Raw genomic sequence first — 18,748 nt, forward strand, 5'->3', positions numbered from 1 at the left:
CCGCTGGTATCGGCGACGTGTCTCGATGATGATCCGGCGGGGTCGCGCCGCTGTCAAGGGATTCCCGTGTGCCGGCCCGGCATCACGGCACGAACATGGCCGTGTTTGTCTGTCGCATTCGATGATGCCGCCGAGCAGGTGGGTGCCGGGCACCTGCGCACCTACCCCACGGGCAAACGGATCCCGCCAGTGGTCGGTATCGACCACATTCTCGTCGCAGGTGGATCGGCGACCGAGGTGGAGACGGTGAGTGTGCCGGGATCCGACCATCGTGCGGTGGTCGCGCAACTGCGCCTCGACCGCCTACCCGAATAAGCCGCACGGGCTCCGAGCAACGAAAAAGGAGGCGGCGCCGCGGTGGCGGCGCCGCCTCCCTTCCCCTTCCGGCTGCGAACAGCGGGCGGTTACGTAGCGCGATCGATCAGAGGGACAGGATCGACGCGGCGGCCGTTCCGGGTGCTCCGTAGACCTGGGCCAGTCCGACCTTCGGCTCTCCGGGCACCTGGCGATCGCCCGCCTGGCCGCGGAGCTGCAAAACGAGCTCGTGCACCTGGCGAATCCCGGACGCACCGATCGGCTCGCCGTTCGCGATGAGACCACCGTCGGTGTTCACGGGCAGCGAGCCGCCGATTTCGGTGGCGCCCTCTGCGATCAGCTTTTCCTGGTCACCGTCGGCGCACAGGCCGGTTTCGGCCATGTGGATGACCTCCGCACCGGCGTCGGTGTCCTGCAACTGTGCGACGTCGACGTCCTCGGGTCCGATGCCGGCCGCCTCGTAGGCTGCCTTCGCGGCGTACACGGTCGGAGAGACGTCCTCGTCGACCGCTGCCCACGTCGCGTGCACCTCGTAGGCACCGTACGTGCGGGTACGAATCGCGGTGGAACGCAGGTACACCGGCTTGTTCGCCGTGTACTTCGATGCCAGATCGCCGCGGCACATGATGACGGCCGCAGCGCCTTCGTCGGGAGCGCAGAACATCTTGGCGGTGAGCGGGTAGTTCAGCATGGGCGACTCGAGGATCTCCTCGATGCTGAATTCGGTGCGCCGGAACGCCTTCGGGTTCAGGCCGCCGTTACGGTAGTTCTTGGCGGCGACCCGGGCGAGCGTCTCATGGGAGATGTTGTGCTCGAGGGTGTACCGGTTGGCCTTCATGCCGAAGAACTTGGTGGTAACGAACTGACCGTTCTCGGCGTACCACGCCGGCAGGCCGAGCATGGCGGGGTCGGCGGTGAATGCACCGCGCGGGTGCTTGTCGGTGCCGACGGCGATGCCGATGTCGTACTTCCCGGAGCGGATGCCGTCCGCGGTCTGTTCGATCGCACTGGCGGAGGTGGCGCACGCGTTGAACACGTTGGTGAAGGGGATGCCGGTCAGGCCCACCAGCCGGGTTACGGCGTCGGTGTTGTCCACCTCGTAGCTGCCGCCGATACCGAACTGGATGTCTCGCCACGCCACACCCGAATCTTCGAGTGCGAGCTGGATTGCGTCGGCCGCCATCTCGATGGCCGACTTGGTGCCGAATCTGCCGAACGGGTGAAGGCCCACACCGATGATGGCAACGTCGTTCATAGTTTCAAGGACTCCTCGATCGGGTGTGTGCTGGTCAGATCGGCTCGAACGCCCACGTGACGATTTCGGTCCCGTCCTCGTCGACGTAGAACGGCACGAAGGTGAGTTCGAGCTCCATACCGGGCCGCAGCTGGGCGGGATCCGACTCGGTCAGCCGTGCCTCGACCCGCACGACATCACCGAGCTGGACGAGGCCGAACGTGAACGGAGTGAAGGTCGCGGCGGTTTCGTTGCCGGCGTACGGCTGCTTCGGGACGAATCCCTGTGTCGTCCATGCGACCAGGGTTCCGCGCCGGGGGAGCAGCAGTTCCGACACGTTCGCTCCGCTGCACCGCGGGCACCGCGGTTGCTGCGGCCAGGTGGTGGCGGCGCAGTCGGCGCAGTGGCTGCCGACGAGTTGGGGGTTCTCCGCCGGCCAGGTCGAAACGTCGGGCGCGAGCGCCTTCGTCGTCATAGGTCATCCTCCGTTGTTCGGTGCCGCCGCCCCGTGTCCCGAGGACCGCAGCCATGGCAATTACGCTAGACGGAAATTGAATTCTCCACAATGAGAGCACCATATCCGATGCCGCGGTCCGGGTGGGAGCGCGCCACGCGCGCGGAAAGCTTTATAGAACCTGTTCCAATTACGGTGGAATGTGGTTATCGTCACGTGCACAACTTGCAATGTGATGGAGGCGTCAGATGAAGACCAAGGGTGCAGTGCTGTGGGGGCTCGACGAAGCGTGGTCGGTCGAGGAAATCGAGCTCGGCGATCCCGTGGCGGGTGAAGTCCAGATCCGCATGGAAGCCGCCGGCATGTGCCACTCCGACCACCACATCGTCACCGGCGCAACGCCCATGCCGTCCTTCCCGGTCATGGGCGGGCACGAGGGATCCGGCGTCATCACGAAGGTCGGCGACGGAGTCGTCGGTTTCGAGGTCGGCGACCACGTCGTGCTGTCCTTCATTCCGGCGTGTGGACGGTGCCCGTCGTGTGCGAGCGGACATTCGAACCTGTGCGATCTGGGCGCCGGACTCCTGAGCGGTCAGGCGATCTCCGACGGGAGCTACCGGATCCAGGCGCGCGGCCAGAACGTCATTCCGATGTGCCTGCTCGGGACGTTCTCCCCGTACATGACCGTGAATCAGAGCCAGATCGTCAAGATCGACAAGGACGTGCCGTTCGAGCTCGCCGCTCTCGTGGGTTGCGGCGTCCCGACCGGCTGGGGTTCGGCCACGCACATCGCCGACGTCAAGCCGGGCGATTCGGTCGCGATCATCGGTGTCGGCGGCGTAGGTATGAGCGCGCTGCAGGGCGCGGTGGCGTCCGGTGCCCGCTACGTCTTCGCGATCGATCCGGTGCCGTGGAAGCGCGAGCAGGCCATGAAGTTCGGTGCCACGCATACCTACGCGTCGATCGAGGAAGCGATCGTGCCGATCATGGAGGTCACCTGGGGGCGTATGTGCCAGGAAACGATCATCACCGTCGGCGAGATGACGGGTGACCTGGTCGACCCGGCGCTGACGCTCACCGCGAAGGGCGGCAAGTGTGTCATCACGGCCATGGGCTTCATGTCGGACATGGACGTCAAGCTGAACTCGTTCCTGTTCTCCATGCTGCAGAAGGACCTCAAGGGCAACATCTTCGGTGGCTGCAACGCCCGGGTCGACATCCCCCAGTTGCTCGACCTCTACAAGTCCGGTCAGCTCAACCTCGCGGACATGGTGACCCGCACGTACACGCTCGAACAGATCAACGACGGATACCGGGACATGCTCGACGGCAAAAACATCCGCGGCGTGATCCGCTACACAGAAGCCGACTGGTGACCTTGCTGCGCCCACCATCTCGTACCCTGGGTCGGTGCGCAGTCTCGAAGTGATATCCGAATGGCCCGTCGACCACGCCGCCGCCGCTGTCGTCACTCGCGACGGCGGCGTGGTTGCGTCCACCGGAGATCAGCGGGCGGTGTATTCGCTGGCCTCGGTGACCAAGCCCCTCGTCGCATACGCGGCGCTCGTGGCGATCGAGGAAGGGGCCATCGAACTCGACCAGCCAGCGGGCCCGCCCGGATCGACGGTGCGGCACCTGCTCGCCCATGCGTCGGGGCTGGCATTCGGGGAGCGCACCGTTGCAGCCGAACCCGGGCGCAAGCGCATCTATTCGAGCGCGGGCTTCGAGGTTCTCGGCGAGTTGATCGCTACCGAGAGCGATATCGCGTTCCCGGACTACGTGACCCAGGCCGTCTTCGAGCCTCTCGGGATGAGCGACTCGAGCCTGCCCGGGCCGGCGGGCCACGGTGGCCGTTCGTCGGCGGCTGACCTTACCGTGTTCGCGGGGGAGTTGCTGGCCCCGACCCTCGTCTCCGACGCTCTGTTCGGTGAGGCGACGGAGGTGCAGTTTCCGGGATTGAACGGATTGGTGCCGGGTTACGGAATGTTCAAGCCCAACGATTGGGGATTGGGTTTCGAAATCCGGGGTGAGAAGAATCCGCACTGGACCGGAACAAAGAATTCTCCCCGGACATTCGGGCATTTCGGCCAATCGGGGACATTTCTCTGGGTAGATCCCGAATTCGGTGCGGCATCTGTGGTACTGACCGACAGGGACTTCGGAGACTGGGCAAAACCGCTCTGGCCTGCGCTGAGTGACTCGGTAATCACCGAACTCACATAAACCTCTTTCGTTTTCTGGCGAAACACTGGCAACAGGAGCACACTTGTTCCCAGTCGCATGGAGAACCTTCGGGCAGAGGTCGTTGGGGAAGACGTCCTCGTCGAACCGGAGGTGTATGTATGCGCGTATCCAATCAGTTCGCGGATGTGACGACCGGGGTGATCTATATCCACTCTTCGCCCGCCGCGGTCTGTCCACATATCGAATGGGCGTTGGCTGCCACACTGAACAGTCGCCCGGAACTGACCTGGATCGGTCAGCCCGCCGACGTGGGCGTACTGCGGACCTCCATCGACTGGGCCGGACCGGTCGGGACCGCCGGCCGCCTCGCGGAGGCTCTGAGTGTGTGGCCGATGCTGCGCTTCGAGATCACCGAGAACCCCAGCGAGGGTGTCGACGGGGAGCGCTACAGCTACGTTCCCCGGCTGGGACTGTGGCGGGGGTGCGCCAGCGCGAACGGCGACGTCGTCGTCGGCGAGATGCGACTGCGCACCATTCTGGCCTCTTCCGACGCCACCGCCGAGATCCACCGGGCACTGGGGACGGCATGGGACGAAGAACTCGAGCCGTATCGCAGCGGCGCCGAGGGCGCCGAGGTGACGTGGCTCCGGCGCGACGTCGGCTGAGCCGTCCCGTGCCGACGACCTGACACCGCCTGCACACCTCCGCTACGACGCCGGCGCCGCCACCTCGGTTCGAAGGTGGCAGCGCCGGCGTCGGCGTTCGGTGCTTACAGTCGGTTCGGTGCTTACAGCGGAATGTTCTTGTGGCGCCCACGGGTTGCGGGGGCTGCCGCCAGCGCCGCAGCCAGGGTGCTCCGCGTCTTTGCCGGGTCGATCATCTCGTCGACCACGCCGATCGAGATGGCGCGACCGACGCCTCCCGCGATGGCTTCGTGCTCGGATGCGAGACGGTCGTGCAGGGCCTCCCGTTCCTCTTCGGGAGCGGCAGCGAGGGCCCGCTTGTGCAGGATCCCCACCGCGGCCTTCGCGCCCATCACGGCGACCTCGGACTCCGGCCACGCGAACACTGCTGTCGCACCGAGGGCGCGCGAGTTCATCGCGATGTATGCGCCGCCGTAGATCTTGCGGGTCACGAGGGTCACGCGGGGCACACGGGCTTCGGCGAACGCGTGCAGCAACTTCGCTCCACGGCGCACGACGCCCTCCCATTCCTGGCTGACGCCGGGAAGGTAGCCCGGCACGTCGACCAGCACCACCAGGGGGACACCGAAGGCGTTGCACATGCGTACGAAACGCGCCGATTTCTCGGCGCTCTCGGAGTTCAGGCACCCACCGAGGCGGAGCGGATTGTTGGCGATGACGCCCACGGTCCGGCCACCGAGCCGACCGAAGCCGGTGACGATACTGCGGGCCCACCCACCCTGCAGTTCTTCGAAACTCGACTCGCCTTCGACGTTGTCGAGGAGTTCGTGGACGATCGGGCGCACGTCGTAGGCGCGGCGCGGCGACTCGGGCATGAGCGCGCGCAGATCGGTGTCGCCCAGGGCTGCGGCAGCGAGGTCGAATTCACCCTGTTCGGCGAGCATCGACACGAGACGCCGTGCCCGGTGCAGTGCGTCGGACTCGTCGTGGGCCGCGATATGGGCGACACCCGACTTCTTGGTGTGGGTGTCGGGTCCGCCGAGGGACTCCATGTCCACCTGCTCGCCGGTGACACTGCGCACGACGTCGGGTCCGGTGACGAACACACGTCCTTCGGGCGCCATGATCACGATGTCGGTGAGCGCCGGGCCGTATGCCGCGCCACCTGCGGCGAACCCGAGGACGACGGAAATCTGGGGGATGGAACCGGATGCGCGCACCATCGCTTCGAAGACGAGGCCGACGGCGTGCAGCGCTTCGACGCCCTCCGCGAGGCGCGCCCCGCCGGAGTGGAAGAGCCCGATGACAGGCGCTTCGAGTTCGAGGGCGATATCGATCGCCGCGACGATGTGCTTACACCCCTCGACGCCCATCGCTCCGCCCATGACGGTCGCGTCGGAGCAGTACGCCACTGTCCGGACGCCGTCGATGCATCCGATCGCGGCGAGGACGCCGGACTTGTCCCGAGCGTGGAGCAATTCCGTGCTGCCCGAGTCGAAGAGTGCCTCGAGCCGGCGCAGAGGATCGCGTGGATCCGTCGAATGGGCGCGTTGTTTAGCCGGATCCAGGATGGTCATCGAGTGCTCCTCGGTCGAGCGCGGTGGTGGTGGGCCGCGGTGGAGGCTCCGGGGAGCCTCCACCGCACCGGTGGGGGCGAGCGTGTCGGGTCAGGCCCGACCGAACGCGAGTGCCACGTTGTGCCCACCGAAACCGAACGAGTTGTTCAGCGCGAAGTCGATCTGTCCGTAGCGGGCTTCACCCTTGACCACGTCCAGGTCGATTTCTGGATCCTGGTTTTCGAGATTCAGCGTGGGCGGAATGACTCCGTCACGCAGACTCAGGACCGTAAGTACTGCTTCGAGCGCGCCGACCGCGCCGATCGAATGTCCGAGCGCGGACTTCGGGGCGTAGATCGCTGCATGATTGCCCACTGCGGCGTTGATGGCCTTCGCCTCGGCGATGTCGCCGATCGGAGTGGCCGTCGCGTGTGCGTTGACGTGCCCGATGTCGGCCTTGGTGAGGCCGGCGCTTTCGATCGCCCGTGTCATCGCACGGGCCGCTCCGGTGCCCTCGGGATGCGGGGCCACGATGTGGTACCCGTCCGAGGTGATACCCGCACCGAGGATGCGGGCATGGATCGTCGCCCCACGCGCTTTCGCGTGTTCTTCGGATTCGAGGACCATCAAGGCGCCCGCCTCACCGAAGACGAAGCCGTCCCGGTCCTTGTCGAAGGGCCGCGAGGCGCCCTGCGGGTTGTCGTTGCGAGTGCTCAACGCCCGCATCATGGCGAAACTGGCGAGACCCACCGCGTCGAGCTGACTTTCGACACCACCGGCGACGGCGATGTCGGCATCACCGTTGGAGATCATGCGGAACGCGTTCGCGATCGCTTCGGAACCCGAGGAGCACGCCGAGACCGGTGTGATGACACCGGCGCGGGCACCGAGTTCGAGACCGACCGTGGCGGCCGGTCCGTTGGGCATGATCATCTGCACCGCGAACGGCGACACCTTGCGGTAGCCGCCCGCCCGCAGCTTGTCGACAGCGTCGATCAGCGACTCGCCGCCACCGAGACCGGTCCCGATGACGACGGCGAGCCGGTCCTTGTCGACCTCCGGGCTCCCGGCGTTCTCCCAGACCGTCCGGCCGAGAGTGAGGGCCAGCCGCTCGACGAAACTCATCCGCCGGACCTCGACCCGGCTCAGCGACTCGTCGGGGCTCACCTTCAGCCGGCCGCCGATGCGGACCGGGAGGCTGTACTCGTCGACGAACCCGTCGAGTACACCGATCCCGCTCTCACCGGCCAGGAGTGCCTTCCAGCTGGCATCCACATCGCCGGCGATCGACGTCGAAGCCGCGAGGCTCGTGACGACGACGTTGCGCAATGTCCGAGGAGAAGGGGAAGTCACGGTTGGGCTCACTCGTTGTCGTTCGTGGCCTGAACGCCCTCGGCCTCGAGCTTCTGGATGTAGTTCACGGCGTCACCGACGGTGCGGAGGCTGGCGAGGTCCTCGTCGGGGATCTTGACGCCGTACTTGTCTTCGGTCTGCACGGCGATCTCGACCATGGACAGCGAGTCGATGTCGAGGTCGTCGACGAAGGACTTGTCGACGCTCACCTCGGAGGGCTCGATGCCGGTAACTTCTTCGATGATCTCCGCGAGGCCGGCGATGATTTCTTCCTGAGTGGCCACGTCGTGGCTCCCTTCGTGATGTACCGACTATGTCGTGTGAAACCGGCCGGATGTTTCCGGCCGGACCCGGAAATTTCCGGGATGTGCCCGTGCTGCGCGACGGTTCGCGCAGCAACCTAACCGAGTTCGAATGTTTCGGCCAGAGCGGAGATGTCCGCGGGTGTTTTGAGGGCAGCAGTGGGGGTGCCGCGCATTTCGCGCTTGGCGATACCCACGAGCGTGCCGGCGGGGGGAAGCTCCACCACCGTGGAAACCTGGGCGGAACGCAGGTGTGCTGTGCACAGGTCCCAGCGCACGGGGCGGGTGACCTGCGCCGCGAGCCGTTCGAGCGCTTCAGCGCCGGAGGTGACCGGTGCACCGTCGAAGTTGGACAACAGGGTGCGGGTCGGATCGCTCGGGGCGATCTTCCCCGCGGCTGCGGCAACCGCATCCTGCGCGGGTGCCATGAAACGGGTGTGGAAGGCGCCCGCGACCGGCAGGGCACGAACGCGTGCTTTTGCGGGCGCATCCGCGGCGAGTGCCGCAAGTGCCTCGAGGCGTCCGGCCGCGACGATCTGACCGGCGGCGTTCATGTTGGCGGGCGTGAGGTCGAGTTCTTCCAGGCGCGCGAGCACCTCGTCCTCTGCGCCGCCGAGTACGGCGGACATACCGGTGGGCTCGAGCGCGCACGCCTTCGCCATCTCGCGTCCGCGAATCGCGGCGAGTCCGACGGCCTCGTCGGTGCTGATGACACCGGCCATCGCCGCAGCGGCCAACTCGCCCACGGAGTGGCCGGCAACGATCACGTCACCGGGTACGAGACCCAGGCGTTCGAGTTCCTCGAAGGCGAGCAGGGCGGTCGCCACGACGAGTGGCTGAGTCACGGAAGTGTCGGTGATCTCGTCTGCTGTCGCAACGGTGCCGAGACGCTCGAGGTCGAGACCGGATGCCTTCGACCACAGCGCAATGCGGTCACGGGCACCGGCCTGCTCCAGCCATGGAGCAAGCATGCCGGGTGTTTGGGACCCCTGGCCGGGGGCAAGCAGCGCAATCACGAGCACCAGCGAACACCCTCAACACACTGTTGCGAGATGTCGGTGGGAATGAAAGCTTGTGCCTGGATTTGTAGGAATCTTACAAATTCCCACGTCGGCATCGGTTATCGGACGACCCTCCCGCCGTGTTACATGTCCGATTCACGGATTGTGAACCGCGTGACTGGTGGTGCTGGAGATTTCAGTTCGTTATGACTTCGAGCCAGACGACCCACCGTTGCCGCGATCCGCAACACGTACGCATCGCGTGGATTTGTGGGATCCCGCCCAGTGACTTCTGTGATCCGCTTGAGTCGATACCGGACGGTATTTGGATGAACAAACAGCTTTCTGGCGCACGACTCGACAGCGCCGCCGCTGTCGAGGTAGGCGTCGAGCGTGTCGGAGAGCGACGACCCCGCGGCGGCCAGGGGGGCCACGATGTGGTCGTCCAGCGCGACGATCGCCGCCGGATCGCCCAGCAGCGCCCGCTCGGGCAGGAGTTCGGTCGCGTGGACCGGTCGGGGCGCACCGGGCCAGCCCCCGACCGCCTCCATCCCCGCGAGCGCCTCGAGAGCGGAGACGTGCGCTGCGCCCAGGGTGGCGGTCGTCGGCCCGATCACCACCGGATCGTCGGAGAATGCCTGCATCAGTTCGCCGAGGAAGCCCGCTGCCTCGGTCGTTCCGTGCAGATCGCCGCTGACGACCATCACCAGTCGCTCACCCTGGACCACTGCGAGAGCAGCGCGTCCGTGCCGCTGGGCGATCGCGTGCACCGTCGTCACCACCGACACGCCCTCTTCGGGCGGAGGTGTGCCGACCACGACCGTCGCGGGCGCCGTCGCGTCCCAGTTGAGGGTGGCCGCACGCGACTGCATGTCGGCACCGGTGTCACCGCGGACCACGGCATCGACCACCAGGGCCTCGAGCCGGGTGTCCCACGCGCCGCGCGACTCGGCGGCGGTCGCGTACACCGCCGCGGCCGCGAAGCCCAGTTCGCGGCCGTACCGCAGGATCGCTTCGGTCAACGCGACGAGCTGCTCCTCGTTGCGGGCGAGCGCCGGCAGCCATTGCTCGAAGAACTCCATGGCGGCCCGCACCATGTCCACCGTCTGCAGAAGCGTCAGGCGGTTCGCCAGATCCTGAGGGATCATCTGGAACGCGTCGAGGCTGAACCGTAGATCGTTCTCCGGGTTGCGCACCCATTCCAGGAAGTCCACCACCGACGTCTGGATCACCAACTGCACCGTTGCGCGCTGCGAGGCATCCAGATCGGAGAAGAACGGCAGTTGCTCCTGCAGGACGTGCACGGCCTCGGTGGACATGCGCCCCGAGAACTGCTTGACCCGACGCAGGAGCGCGTCGGGCAGGGGAGCGCGGTCGGGTCGCGCAGGCGGTACCGGACGCCCGGATGGGACGCCCGGTACCCGCGCTCTGCGACCTGATGCGGGCTCGTCGACCATGCAACGAACCTACCCGGCTGTCACCCGGTCACCGTGGCCGAACCCGCACGTGACGGCGTGATTCAGGCGACGCCCGGGTCCGAGGTCTGCTCGGGGGCTGCCGTCACGTCGTCGATCCGGTACTTCTTCGCCGCCTCGACGGCCCGCGCACGATCGATCGTGCCCTCACGCCCGAGCGCCTCGAGCACCGCGACCACCGTGGATTCGGCGTCGATGTTGAACACGCGGCGTGCGGCCGGGCGGGTGTCGGAGAAACCGAACCCGTCGGCACCGAGCACCGTGTAGTCACCCGGAACCCACTTGCGGATCTGATCGGGCACCGCACGCATCCAGTCGGACACGGCGACGAACGGTCCGGCGGCGTCGTTGAGCACGGACGCCACGTACGGAACCTTCGGTTCCCGGCCCGGATCGAGCAGGGCCTGCCGGTCGCACTCGACACCGTCGCGGCGAAGCTCGCCCCACGAGGTCACCGACCAGACGTCGGCGGACACACCCCACTCCTCTTCGAGCATCTGCTGAGCGCGCAACGCCTCGGGCATGATCACGCCGGAGACGAGAATCTGCGCCTTCGGGCCCGACTCGGCGCCCCGCTTGTACAGATACACACCCTTGAGAACGCCCTCGACATCGAGGTTTTCGGGTTCGGCAGGCTGTGCGTACGGCTCGTTGTACACGGTGATGTAGTAGAAGATGTTCTCACCGCCGAACCCGTCGACACCGTCGGTCCCGCCGTACATCCGGCGCAGACCGTCGCGGAAGATGTGCGCGATCTCGTACGAGAACGCCGGGTCGTACGTCACCGCGGCCGGGTTGCTCGAGGCGAGCAACAGCGAGTGCCCGTCGGCGTGCTGCAGGCCCTCACCGGTGAGGGTGGTGCGGCCGGCGGTCGCGCCGAGCAGGAATCCGCGTGCCATCTGGTCGGCCGCGGCCCACAGGCCGTCGCCGGTGCGCTGGAACCCGAACATCGAATAGAAGATGTAGACGGGGATCATCGGCTCGCCCTGCGTGGCATAGGACGTGCCGACAGCCGTGAACGACGCGACCGACCCGGCCTCGTTGATGCCCTCGTGCAGGATCTGGCCGGCGGCGCTCTCCTTGTAGGCGAGCATCAGTTCCGCGTCGACGGAGGTGTAGAGCTGGCCGTTGCGGTTGTAGATCTTCAGCGACGGGAACCACGAGTCCATGCCGAACGTACGGGCCTCGTCCGGGATGATCGGCACGATGCGCTTGCCGATCTCCTTGTCGCGCAACAGTTCCTTGAGGACGCGGACCGTGGCCATGGTGGTCGCGACTTCCTGCTTGCCCGAGCCCTTACGCACGACGTCGTACGTCTTCTCCGGGGGCAGCGCGAGAGGCTTGGCGGTGGCGCGGCGTTCCGGAAGGAAACCGCCCAGAGCGCGCCGGCGCTCGAGCATGTACTCGATTTCGGGGGCGTCGAAGCCGGGGTGGTAGTACGGCGGCATCTTCGGGTTCTTCTCGAGCTCGGCGTCCGAGATCGGGATGCGCTGGATGTCGCGGAAGTACTTGAGGTCCTCGAGCGTGAGCTTCTTCATCTGGTGGGTCGCGTTGCGGCCCTCGAAGTGCTTACCCAGGGTGTAGCCCTTGATGGTGTGGGCGAGGATCACGGTGGGCTGGCCCTTGTGGTCCAACGCGGCGCGGTAGGCGGCGTGGATCTTGCGGTAGTCGTGGCCGCCACGCTTGAGGTTCCAGATCTCCTGGTCGGTGAGGTTCTTGACCAGTTCCTTGGTGCGGGGGTCACGGCCGAAGAAATGCTCGCGGACGAACGCGCCGTCGTTCGCCTTGTATGTCTGGTAGTCACCGTCCGGCGTGACATTCATGAGGTTGACGAGGGCGCCGTCCTTGTCGGCGTGCAGCAGGGCATCCCACTCGCGGCCCCACACGACCTTGATGACGTTCCAGCCGGCTCCGCGGAAGAACGATTCGAGTTCCTGGATGATCTTGCCGTTGCCGCGGACAGGTCCGTCGAGACGCTGCAGGTTGCAGTTGATGACGAACGTCAGGTTGTCGAGGCCTTCGGTGGCCGCCACGTGTGCGAGACCCCGCGACTCCGGTTCGTCCATCTCGCCGTCACCGAGGAAGGCCCACACGTGCTGGTCGGAGGTGTCCTTGATTCCGCGGTCGTCCAGGTAGTGGTTGAACCGGGCCTGGTAGATGGCGTTCATGGGTCCGAGACCCATCGATACCGTCGGGAATTCCCAGAAGTTCGGGAGCAGACGCGGATGCGGGTACGACGGCAGGCCGCCGCCCTGCGCGGCGTGGCTGTGTTCCTGGCGGAACCCGTCGAGTTGTTCCGCGGGAATCCGGCCTTCGAGATACGCGCGGGCGTAGATGCCGGGGGACGCGTGACCCTGGATGAAGACCTGGTCGCCGCCGCCGGGGTGATCCTTGCCGCGGAAGAAGTGGTTGAAACCCACCTCGTAGAGGGCTGCGGAGGACGCATACGTCGAGATGTGCCCGCCGACGCCGACGCCGGGTCGCTGCGCGCGCGTGACCATGATCGCCGCGTTCCAGCGGATGTAAGCGCGGAAGCGACGCTCGACCTCTTCGTCACCGGGGAACCACGGCTCGTTTTCCGTGGGAATGGTGTTGACGTAGTCGGTGGAGGTCAACGCCGGCAGCGACACCTTGCGCTCGTTCGCGCGCTCGAGCATGCGGAGCAGCAGGTAACGGGCGCGGGTCGGACCCGCAGCCTCGAGCATGCCGTCGAACGATTCGAGCCATTCGTCGGTTTCTGCCGGGTCGATGTCGGGCAGGTAGGAAGCCACGCCCTCGCGGATGACCCGGACACGGTTGTCCTTGGTCGAAGCCGTCTCGTTCGAGGGGCCCGTTCCCGCGGAGCCTGGTGCGGCGTCCTTCTGCGGGTCGGGTCCGTGGATCAGGTCTGTCAACGTCTGCTCCTCATCGTGGTAGGACGCGCAGGTGGGGCGCCCATTCAGAAGGCCGGCTCTTGTGGGGGCCGACCCAATCGACATCTGAACATGATGCTCATCTCATTCTCCCCCATCCCGCGGCGGAAGAGGCGAGATGCCCTCTGATCGGGACGAGAGAATGCTCGGGGTGGTCCCGCAGCCGAGGCGTTCGACGGTGACGGCGTAGCGTCCGGGGAAAGATTCGGCGTAGCGTCCGGGGAAAGATTCTTGGTCTTTCCCAGCGATTCGAGTTGCGTTGAGCCTCCCGACCATGTTCGCTTTGACCATTGATCGCCACACACCGGTACGCCGAAGTGATTCGCGCACCACTACTTTTAGGAGGGGCCACCGTGGTCGCCGCGGCGGATGCCAAGAACTACGTTTCCAAGCTCGGTATCACTCACGACCATGTGGTGCAGGAACTCGGGTGGGACGAGGACACCGACGACGAGCTGAGGTCGGCGATCGAAGAGGTCACCGGAACCGAGCTCCTCGACGAAGAGTCCGACGAAGTCGTCGATGTCGTGCTGCTGTGGTGGCGCGAGAGCGACGGCGACCTGGTGGACACCCTGATGGATGCCGTCAGCCCGCTCGCCGACGACGGTGTCGTCTGGGTTCTCACCCCGAAGAACGGTCGCATCGACCACGTGGAGCCCAGTGAGATCGCCGAATCCGCCACCACCGCCGGGTTGACCCAGACCTCGGCGGCCAACCTCGGGGACTGGATCGGCAGCCGTCTCGTGCAGCCGAAGACCGGCCGTCCGCGTCGCTGAACCGGCCTTTCCACCGAACGAAGGACCAGCACCGCATGGCGATCGCAGTGGGCACCGAGGCGCCCGACTTCACCCTCAAGGATCAGAACAACCAGGAAGTCTCCCTGGCGGATTACCGGGGCAAGAAGAACGTCCTGCTGATCTTCTACCCCCTCGCGTTCACCGGGGTGTGCCAGGGCGAGTTGTGCGCCGTGCGCGACGACCTGCCGACCTTCGAGAACGACGACACCGCGATCCTCGCGGTGTCGGTCGGGCCGTCGCCCACGCACAAGATCTGGGCGGCCGAGCAGGGGTACCTCTTCCCGTTGCTGTCCGACTTCTGGCCGCACGGTGAAGTCGCCCAGGCGTACGGGGTGTTCAACGAAAAGTTCGGTTTCGCGAATCGTGGCACGTTCGTCATCGACAAAGACGGCATCGTGCAATTCGCGGAAGAGAACCAGCCCGGAGAGCCCCGTGACCAGGGAGCTTGGGTGAGAGCGCTGGCCGCGCTAGAGTCCTGATGCGACGTCGGCGGCTTCGGCCGCCGACGATGCGGGCGTGTAGCTCAGTGGTAGAGCTCTGGTTTTACACACCAGCGGTCGGGGGTTCGAAACCCTCCGCGCCCACCATGTAATAGGCGGTGAACGGCCTGTTGCCGACCTTTGCTTGCTCCGTTCGAGCATGCTCGCCCGGCTCGGGCCTTCAGTGCTTTCACGAAATGGAGACGTGGATAGGTGCGGCGACGTCACCAAGTCATCCGATGACGGCGCGCCCTGCGCGCCGTCACCTCGAGATAGCCTCCGCTCATGCCCGAGGACGCCCGCAATCGCTTCGCCGAAGACGTCTTCGGCCACGTCATCACCAAGGACCGCAAGGTAATGATTTCGTGGCAGGGCAGGACCGTCACGACGGTCGCAGGCAAGGCCGCCGAGAAGCTCATCGCCCGGCTCGCGACCGCTGACCGCCGCGAAGTGCAGCACCTGCTCGCCCGCGCGACCGAGCACTTCAAGCACTAGAGGCTTACACTCGTCGCGAGGATTCCGACGTCTTCGCTTCCGGCGCCCGCTCCGGGACCGAGAATCTTGTCCTTTCCCAACCATCCCGCGAAGGTGTCGAGTGTTTTCGCGAGCGCAGCCTTGTCGTTGGTGACGACGGGGAAACGTTCGATCTCGGTGATGGTCGGCTCGTCCGGAGCGCCCGCGGTCGCGGCCTCGCCGCGCACGATCCGCTCGACACTGTCGAGGATGCGGCGACGCACCGTCTCGCTGTAGCTGCGGATGTTCAACTGGATCCTCCGCCTCACCGGGGATCACGTTCGCCGCGTCGCCGGAATGGATCGATCCGACGGTGAGCACTGCCGTCGCCGTACTCGGTATCTCCCGCGAGATGATGGTGTGGAGGCGCAGCACCGTCGAGGCGGCCATCACGATCGGGTCGATCGATGACTCGGGCATCGAACCGTGAGCCCCTGCCGACCAGTCGCACACGCAGAGAATCGGATCCGGCGTACGACGGGCCCGGATGGCCCGCAATCTTGCCGGCCGGTAGCGGCGACACGTGCCGGCCGAGCACGACGTCCGGTTTCGGGAACCGGTCGAACAGGCCGTCGTCGACCATCGCCTGCGCGAGTCAGGTCGGTCCGCCGCCGCCGGGGGCATCCCTCCTGCCACCGGTGGAGAACCTCCGCGCGTCGTCGGCGACGGTCGCGGTGGCCGTCGCGGGGCAAGCCGCGCAGGACGGGGTGGCCACGATCGAGCACGACAACCTGGTACAGGCTGTGCAGGACGCGATGTGGCAGCCGGTGTACCGCCCGCTGGGCGGGCGCTGAACGGTGTCGGCAGGGGGACGGCGACGATGGGATGACCCGCACGAAGTCCGGAGCGATTGGTTAATGTAGGCTTGCCTTACTAACGACCTCTCGCCGAGCGCCCCCGTGTGCTCTCCGACCCGGAAGAGTCCTGTGCCAGAAGCCGATTGCTCACCCGCCACGTTGCCTCCCGATGGGCACGCTCCCGTCACCGCGCCCGTCCTGCACGTCACCATGGGCACCGAGGGCCCCAGCGACGATCCGCGCATGGCCCGTGTGGATATCTATCGCCTACCCGAGATCGACCTGTCCGCGGTGCCCGGACTGATCCTCGGTGGAGGCGTCGACCAGATCTTCCTCGCGCGCAACAAGGGTCTGCTCACCGACTTCGTCACCTCCGGCGGCCGCATCGCGGTGATGGGCCACGCGCTCACGGATTTCCTTCCGGGACTTGGGGTATGGCGCAAGCTCGCCTACACCGGGCCGAAGGATCTGGCGATCACACTCGGCGAGCCGCATCCCGTGTGGGCCGGCGTCGAACCCGTCGATCTGAGCACCCGCAAGGGTGTGACCGGATTCTACGGCCGTGGATATATCGACAAGATCCCGGACGACGCCCTCGTCACGACGCGCATCGGGCGACACGCGCTTCCGTTCGACTACGTCTACCCACTCGGGGAGGGTCAGGTTCTCGCCCACGGCGGCAACGACCTCCTCGGCTGGAAGAACGACCCGAACAGTTCCTCACGGCTGGCCGTCCAGCTCGTAGATTGGCTGGTGCAGCGATGACGATCGTCGAACCCTTCACTCGTACCGACCGCGCACCCAAGCGCGTCCGCAGGCTCGCCATCGTCCACGGGGGCACGTACTTTCACCTCCAGACGATGAAGGATCCCGCAGTGCTCGCCCACCAGCCGGACTTCCTCTACCTTCCCGAACTGCTGCCCGGCGATCTGGACTGCTACGACACCGTCGTCGTGGGCGACCGGCTGCACCCGGACCTGGTCGCCAAGAAGGCGGCACAGTTCTATTCCGTGGCCGAACGTGGCGGCACCGTGGTCGCGCTCGGTGAAAGCGGCGCCCACACGTGGCTTCCCGGTGTGACGTGGGAACCGCGACCCACGAACTTCTGGTGGTGGCTGACCAAAGAGGATCCGATGATCCGGACCCGCAGTCACGACCACGAGTCCTGGCAGTACCTCACGACCAAAGCCGTCATCTGGCATCACCACGGCATCTACAACACCGACGCCGGCGTGGTCCCCCTGCTGGTGTCGGAAGAGCCTGACTCCGAAGGTGTTCCGCGTGACGCGGGCATGATGCTGTACGAGGACACCGTCACCACTCCCGGCCGGATCATCGCGACCACGCTGGACCCGATGTACCACCACGGCAGCAATTTCATGCCGGGCGCGACCCGCTTCCTGTACGCGTTGCTGCGCTGGGTCGACAACACCTGAGCGCTGTCACCGGCGAGTTCAGCTCGCGGCGTCCTCTTTCCGGGTATGCGCCACAAGAGCATTGGCGTGGCCGTGACCGAGACCGTGTTCGGCCTTCAGCCAATTCACCAACTCGGTATGTTTGCTCAGATCCGACGCGCGGATGAGTTCTTTCCACTCCGCGATCGGCCGGCCGTACTTCTTCTCGATCGACGGAAAGTACGACTCCGGACCCTGCACTTTCTCACCCATGTCCGAAAGCTAGCAGTCCGGTCGGACCCCCGCGGGGTGTTCACTCACCTGCGGTGCGGGACCGGTTGCGGAGCAGGCGTCTCCGGACCAGCAGAGTGAGGAACGCGACCACGGACAAACCCGCGGTCGTTCCGAGCACCAGCAGCACCAGGCCTACGACCCATAGTCCGCTCGCGTCGTCGGACGACGCGTCGAGCGCCCACATCACCGCGAAGGCGCCCGTCGCGGTGACGATCACCGCGGCAGCACCGCCGCGCGAGCCACGAAGAGCCAGGCATCCCGCGACGACGACGGCCGCGACCGTCACCGCGCATGCGATCACCTGCACGGTCGAATACGGCCCCTCCACGCTGCCGTCGGGCAGTTCGCGGTAGCCCGTCTCCCAGCCGAGCCACGCGAACCAGGACAGCGCCGAGGCCACGGCCACCGCGATCAGGACCGGCGCCGTGCGTGAGAAACGGGACATGGGTGCACCGTACGGGTCGCCCGCTACATGAGCGTGCCCGCCACCGACGAAGGATGGCGGGCCACGTCATGCTTGGTTAGATGTGTGGTTACCCGACGATGTCGTAGACCTCGTCCGCCGGCGCGGAGAGCAGTCGGTCTGCCATCTCCTGCTTGAGCACCGTCAGCCGTTCGTCCTCGGCCTCGGTGCGGTCGGCCTTGCGGCCGAGGGCGATGAACTCGTCGGTGACGAACCCTTCGCGGATCTCGAGCCTGACGGTCTTTCCCCGGTAGGTGAGTTCGAATACGTACCGCTCGAGAGTCTCTCCGCGCTCGGGGCGTTCGAGTGCCGGGTCCACGGTGAAGCGGCCCTCGGTGACGCCACGGGTGACGATCTCGAACGTGTCGCGCACCCCGGGACCGCGGTGTGCGGTGACGGCCGAGATCTCGCGGCGCTCGGCCGGTGCATCAGGGCTCAGAACCGGCAGGGCACGCTCGAGTACCTTGACGGCGTGCGCGACGCCACCGGGAAAACCCGGGCCGTGGTATTTCATGATGTCGTCGACACCGAAACCGATGACGGTTCCGCTGTCGACGACCTCGAGCACTGCAGACATGATC

The 18,748-nt window shown here is 66.2% G+C and carries 21 protein-coding genes, 1 tRNA gene and 1 pseudogene; 11 read left to right on the top strand and 12 right to left on the bottom strand.

Going from position 1 to position 18,748, the window contains the following annotated elements:
• Window positions 1–105 precede the first annotated feature (105 nt).
• Window positions 106–315 carry a hypothetical protein gene (locus tag ACFWU2_RS14780; RefSeq protein ID WP_378607375.1) on the top strand — a complete coding sequence of 70 codons (210 nt, stop codon included), beginning with the start codon at window positions 106–108 and terminating at the stop codon, window positions 313–315.
• Window positions 316–421: 106 nt separating this feature from the next.
• Here the strand turns inward: ACFWU2_RS14780 and ACFWU2_RS14785 are convergent, their stop codons facing one another.
• Both ACFWU2_RS14785 and ACFWU2_RS14790 read right to left on the bottom strand, forming a co-directional pair.
• Entirely contained in the window at window positions 422–1,570 is a 1,149-nt protein-coding gene (locus ACFWU2_RS14785) for a thiolase family protein (RefSeq protein WP_378607378.1), read from the bottom strand.
• A 34-nt stretch (window positions 1,571–1,604) separates the two neighbouring features.
• Window positions 1,605–2,024, bottom strand: a complete 420-nt coding sequence (locus ACFWU2_RS14790; RefSeq protein WP_378607381.1) for a Zn-ribbon domain-containing OB-fold protein — start codon at window positions 2,022–2,024, stop codon at window positions 1,605–1,607.
• 227 nt (window positions 2,025–2,251) lie between these two features.
• Here ACFWU2_RS14790 and ACFWU2_RS14795 point away from each other — a divergent pair, with 227 nt between their 5' ends.
• The 3 genes from ACFWU2_RS14795 (at window position 2,252) to ACFWU2_RS14805 (ending at window position 4,852) form a co-directional block, all read left to right on the top strand.
• Window positions 2,252–3,379, top strand: coding sequence for an NDMA-dependent alcohol dehydrogenase (locus ACFWU2_RS14795; protein ID WP_378607384.1), 1,128 nt, complete (start codon window positions 2,252–2,254; stop codon window positions 3,377–3,379).
• A 34-nt stretch (window positions 3,380–3,413) separates the two neighbouring features.
• Window positions 3,414–4,226: a serine hydrolase domain-containing protein gene (locus ACFWU2_RS14800; protein WP_378607387.1), complete on the top strand. Its 813-nt coding sequence runs from the start codon at window positions 3,414–3,416 to the stop codon at window positions 4,224–4,226.
• Between the two features lie 119 nt (window positions 4,227–4,345).
• Window positions 4,346–4,852: a DUF3145 domain-containing protein gene (locus ACFWU2_RS14805; protein ID WP_378607390.1), complete on the top strand. Its 507-nt coding sequence runs from the start codon at window positions 4,346–4,348 to the stop codon at window positions 4,850–4,852.
• Between the two features lie 122 nt (window positions 4,853–4,974).
• Here the strand turns inward: ACFWU2_RS14805 and ACFWU2_RS14810 are convergent, their stop codons facing one another.
• From ACFWU2_RS14810 to aceE, 6 genes are all read right to left on the bottom strand, one after another.
• Window positions 4,975–6,408 carry an acyl-CoA carboxylase subunit beta gene (locus tag ACFWU2_RS14810; RefSeq protein ID WP_378607393.1) on the bottom strand — a complete coding sequence of 478 codons (1,434 nt, stop codon included), beginning with the start codon at window positions 6,406–6,408 and terminating at the stop codon, window positions 4,975–4,977.
• 90 nt (window positions 6,409–6,498) lie between these two features.
• Window positions 6,499–7,740 carry a KasA/KasB family beta-ketoacyl-ACP synthase gene (locus ACFWU2_RS14815; protein ID WP_378607396.1) on the bottom strand — a complete coding sequence of 414 codons (1,242 nt, stop codon included), beginning with the start codon at window positions 7,738–7,740 and terminating at the stop codon, window positions 6,499–6,501.
• An 8-nt stretch (window positions 7,741–7,748) separates the two neighbouring features.
• Window positions 7,749–8,024: a meromycolate extension acyl carrier protein AcpM gene (gene acpM / locus ACFWU2_RS14820; RefSeq protein ID WP_378607399.1), complete on the bottom strand. Its 276-nt coding sequence runs from the start codon at window positions 8,022–8,024 to the stop codon at window positions 7,749–7,751.
• Between the two features lie 116 nt (window positions 8,025–8,140).
• Window positions 8,141–9,058: an ACP S-malonyltransferase gene (locus ACFWU2_RS14825; protein WP_378608031.1), complete on the bottom strand. Its 918-nt coding sequence runs from the start codon at window positions 9,056–9,058 to the stop codon at window positions 8,141–8,143.
• 128 nt (window positions 9,059–9,186) lie between these two features.
• Window positions 9,187–10,500 (bottom strand): PucR family transcriptional regulator, encoded by a 1,314-nt coding sequence (locus ACFWU2_RS14830; RefSeq protein WP_378607402.1) that lies wholly within the window; start codon window positions 10,498–10,500, stop codon window positions 9,187–9,189.
• 62 nt (window positions 10,501–10,562) lie between these two features.
• The gene (aceE, locus tag ACFWU2_RS14835; RefSeq protein WP_378607405.1) at window positions 10,563–13,412 is read right to left on the bottom strand and encodes a pyruvate dehydrogenase (acetyl-transferring), homodimeric type; all 2,850 of its coding nucleotides are present in this window, start codon (window positions 13,410–13,412) and stop codon (window positions 10,563–10,565) included.
• Between the two features lie 371 nt (window positions 13,413–13,783).
• On the opposite strand from aceE, the gene ACFWU2_RS14840 reads away from it, so the two are divergent.
• From ACFWU2_RS14840 to ACFWU2_RS14855, 4 genes are all read left to right on the top strand, one after another.
• Window positions 13,784–14,206, top strand: coding sequence for a DUF3052 domain-containing protein (locus ACFWU2_RS14840; RefSeq protein WP_378607408.1), 423 nt, complete (start codon window positions 13,784–13,786; stop codon window positions 14,204–14,206).
• 35 nt (window positions 14,207–14,241) lie between these two features.
• A complete protein-coding gene (locus ACFWU2_RS14845; protein ID WP_378607411.1) occupies window positions 14,242–14,706 on the top strand; it encodes a peroxiredoxin in 465 nt (154 codons plus the stop codon).
• Window positions 14,707–14,739: 33 nt separating this feature from the next.
• A tRNA-Val gene (locus tag ACFWU2_RS14850) sits at window positions 14,740–14,814 on the top strand.
• Window positions 14,815–14,991: 177 nt separating this feature from the next.
• The gene (locus ACFWU2_RS14855) at window positions 14,992–15,201 is read left to right on the top strand and encodes a hypothetical protein (RefSeq protein WP_378607414.1); all 210 of its coding nucleotides are present in this window, start codon (window positions 14,992–14,994) and stop codon (window positions 15,199–15,201) included.
• A gap of 8 nt (window positions 15,202–15,209) precedes the next feature.
• On the opposite strand, the pseudogene ACFWU2_RS14860 reads toward ACFWU2_RS14855, so the two are convergent.
• A pseudogene (locus ACFWU2_RS14860) lies at window positions 15,210–15,811 on the bottom strand (peptidase dimerization domain-containing protein); the annotation flags it as partial.
• 46 nt (window positions 15,812–15,857) lie between these two features.
• Here ACFWU2_RS14860 and ACFWU2_RS14865 point away from each other — a divergent pair.
• From ACFWU2_RS14865 to ACFWU2_RS14875, 3 genes are all read left to right on the top strand, one after another.
• A complete protein-coding gene (locus tag ACFWU2_RS14865; RefSeq protein WP_378607417.1) occupies window positions 15,858–16,013 on the top strand; it encodes a hypothetical protein in 156 nt (51 codons plus the stop codon).
• A gap of 132 nt (window positions 16,014–16,145) precedes the next feature.
• Window positions 16,146–16,781: a hypothetical protein gene (locus tag ACFWU2_RS14870; RefSeq protein ID WP_378607420.1), complete on the top strand. Its 636-nt coding sequence runs from the start codon at window positions 16,146–16,148 to the stop codon at window positions 16,779–16,781.
• A complete protein-coding gene (locus ACFWU2_RS14875) occupies window positions 16,778–17,452 on the top strand; it encodes a hypothetical protein (RefSeq protein WP_378607423.1) in 675 nt (224 codons plus the stop codon). Before ACFWU2_RS14870 ends, ACFWU2_RS14875 begins: the two co-directional genes overlap by 4 nt.
• A gap of 18 nt (window positions 17,453–17,470) precedes the next feature.
• Here the strand turns inward: ACFWU2_RS14875 and ACFWU2_RS14880 are convergent, their stop codons facing one another.
• The 3 genes from ACFWU2_RS14880 to ACFWU2_RS14890 form a co-directional block, all read right to left on the bottom strand.
• A complete protein-coding gene (locus tag ACFWU2_RS14880; protein WP_378607425.1) occupies window positions 17,471–17,683 on the bottom strand; it encodes a DUF4287 domain-containing protein in 213 nt (70 codons plus the stop codon).
• Window positions 17,684–17,723: 40 nt separating this feature from the next.
• Complete coding sequence (locus ACFWU2_RS14885; protein ID WP_378607428.1) at window positions 17,724–18,149, bottom strand: hypothetical protein; 426 nt, start codon at window positions 18,147–18,149, stop codon at window positions 17,724–17,726.
• Between the two features lie 88 nt (window positions 18,150–18,237).
• Window positions 18,238–18,744, bottom strand: a complete 507-nt coding sequence (locus ACFWU2_RS14890) for a hypothetical protein (protein WP_378607431.1) — start codon at window positions 18,742–18,744, stop codon at window positions 18,238–18,240.
• Window positions 18,745–18,748: the final 4 nt, after the last annotated feature.

Origin of the sequence: Rhodococcus sp. NPDC058639 (genome assembly GCF_042717545.1) — a bacterium.
Lineage (GTDB): Bacteria > Actinomycetota > Actinomycetes > Mycobacteriales > Mycobacteriaceae > Rhodococcus.

Excerpts from the sequence above, each read along its gene's own strand:
- ACFWU2_RS14830 (WP_378607402.1), bottom strand. The coding sequence starts at position 10,500 with ATGGTCGACGAGCCCGCATCAGGTCGCAGAGCGCGGGTACCGGGCGTC.
- ACFWU2_RS14805 (WP_378607390.1), top strand. The coding sequence starts at position 4,346 with ATGCGCGTATCCAATCAGTTCGCGGATGTGACGACCGGGGTGATCTAT.
- ACFWU2_RS14790 (WP_378607381.1), bottom strand. The coding sequence starts at position 2,024 with ATGACGACGAAGGCGCTCGCGCCCGACGTTTCGACCTGGCCGGCGGAG.
- ACFWU2_RS14845 (WP_378607411.1), top strand. The coding sequence starts at position 14,242 with ATGGCGATCGCAGTGGGCACCGAGGCGCCCGACTTCACCCTCAAGGAT.
- ACFWU2_RS14795 (WP_378607384.1), top strand. The coding sequence starts at position 2,252 with ATGAAGACCAAGGGTGCAGTGCTGTGGGGGCTCGACGAAGCGTGGTCG.
- ACFWU2_RS14855 (WP_378607414.1), top strand. The coding sequence starts at position 14,992 with ATGCCCGAGGACGCCCGCAATCGCTTCGCCGAAGACGTCTTCGGCCAC.
- ACFWU2_RS14875 (WP_378607423.1), top strand. The coding sequence starts at position 16,778 with ATGACGATCGTCGAACCCTTCACTCGTACCGACCGCGCACCCAAGCGC.
- ACFWU2_RS14890 (WP_378607431.1), bottom strand. The coding sequence starts at position 18,744 with ATGTCTGCAGTGCTCGAGGTCGTCGACAGCGGAACCGTCATCGGTTTC.
- ACFWU2_RS14885 (WP_378607428.1), bottom strand. The coding sequence starts at position 18,149 with ATGTCCCGTTTCTCACGCACGGCGCCGGTCCTGATCGCGGTGGCCGTG.
- ACFWU2_RS14880 (WP_378607425.1), bottom strand. The coding sequence starts at position 17,683 with ATGGGTGAGAAAGTGCAGGGTCCGGAGTCGTACTTTCCGTCGATCGAG.
- ACFWU2_RS14785 (WP_378607378.1), bottom strand. The coding sequence starts at position 1,570 with ATGAACGACGTTGCCATCATCGGTGTGGGCCTTCACCCGTTCGGCAGA.
- ACFWU2_RS14810 (WP_378607393.1), bottom strand. The coding sequence starts at position 6,408 with ATGACCATCCTGGATCCGGCTAAACAACGCGCCCATTCGACGGATCCA.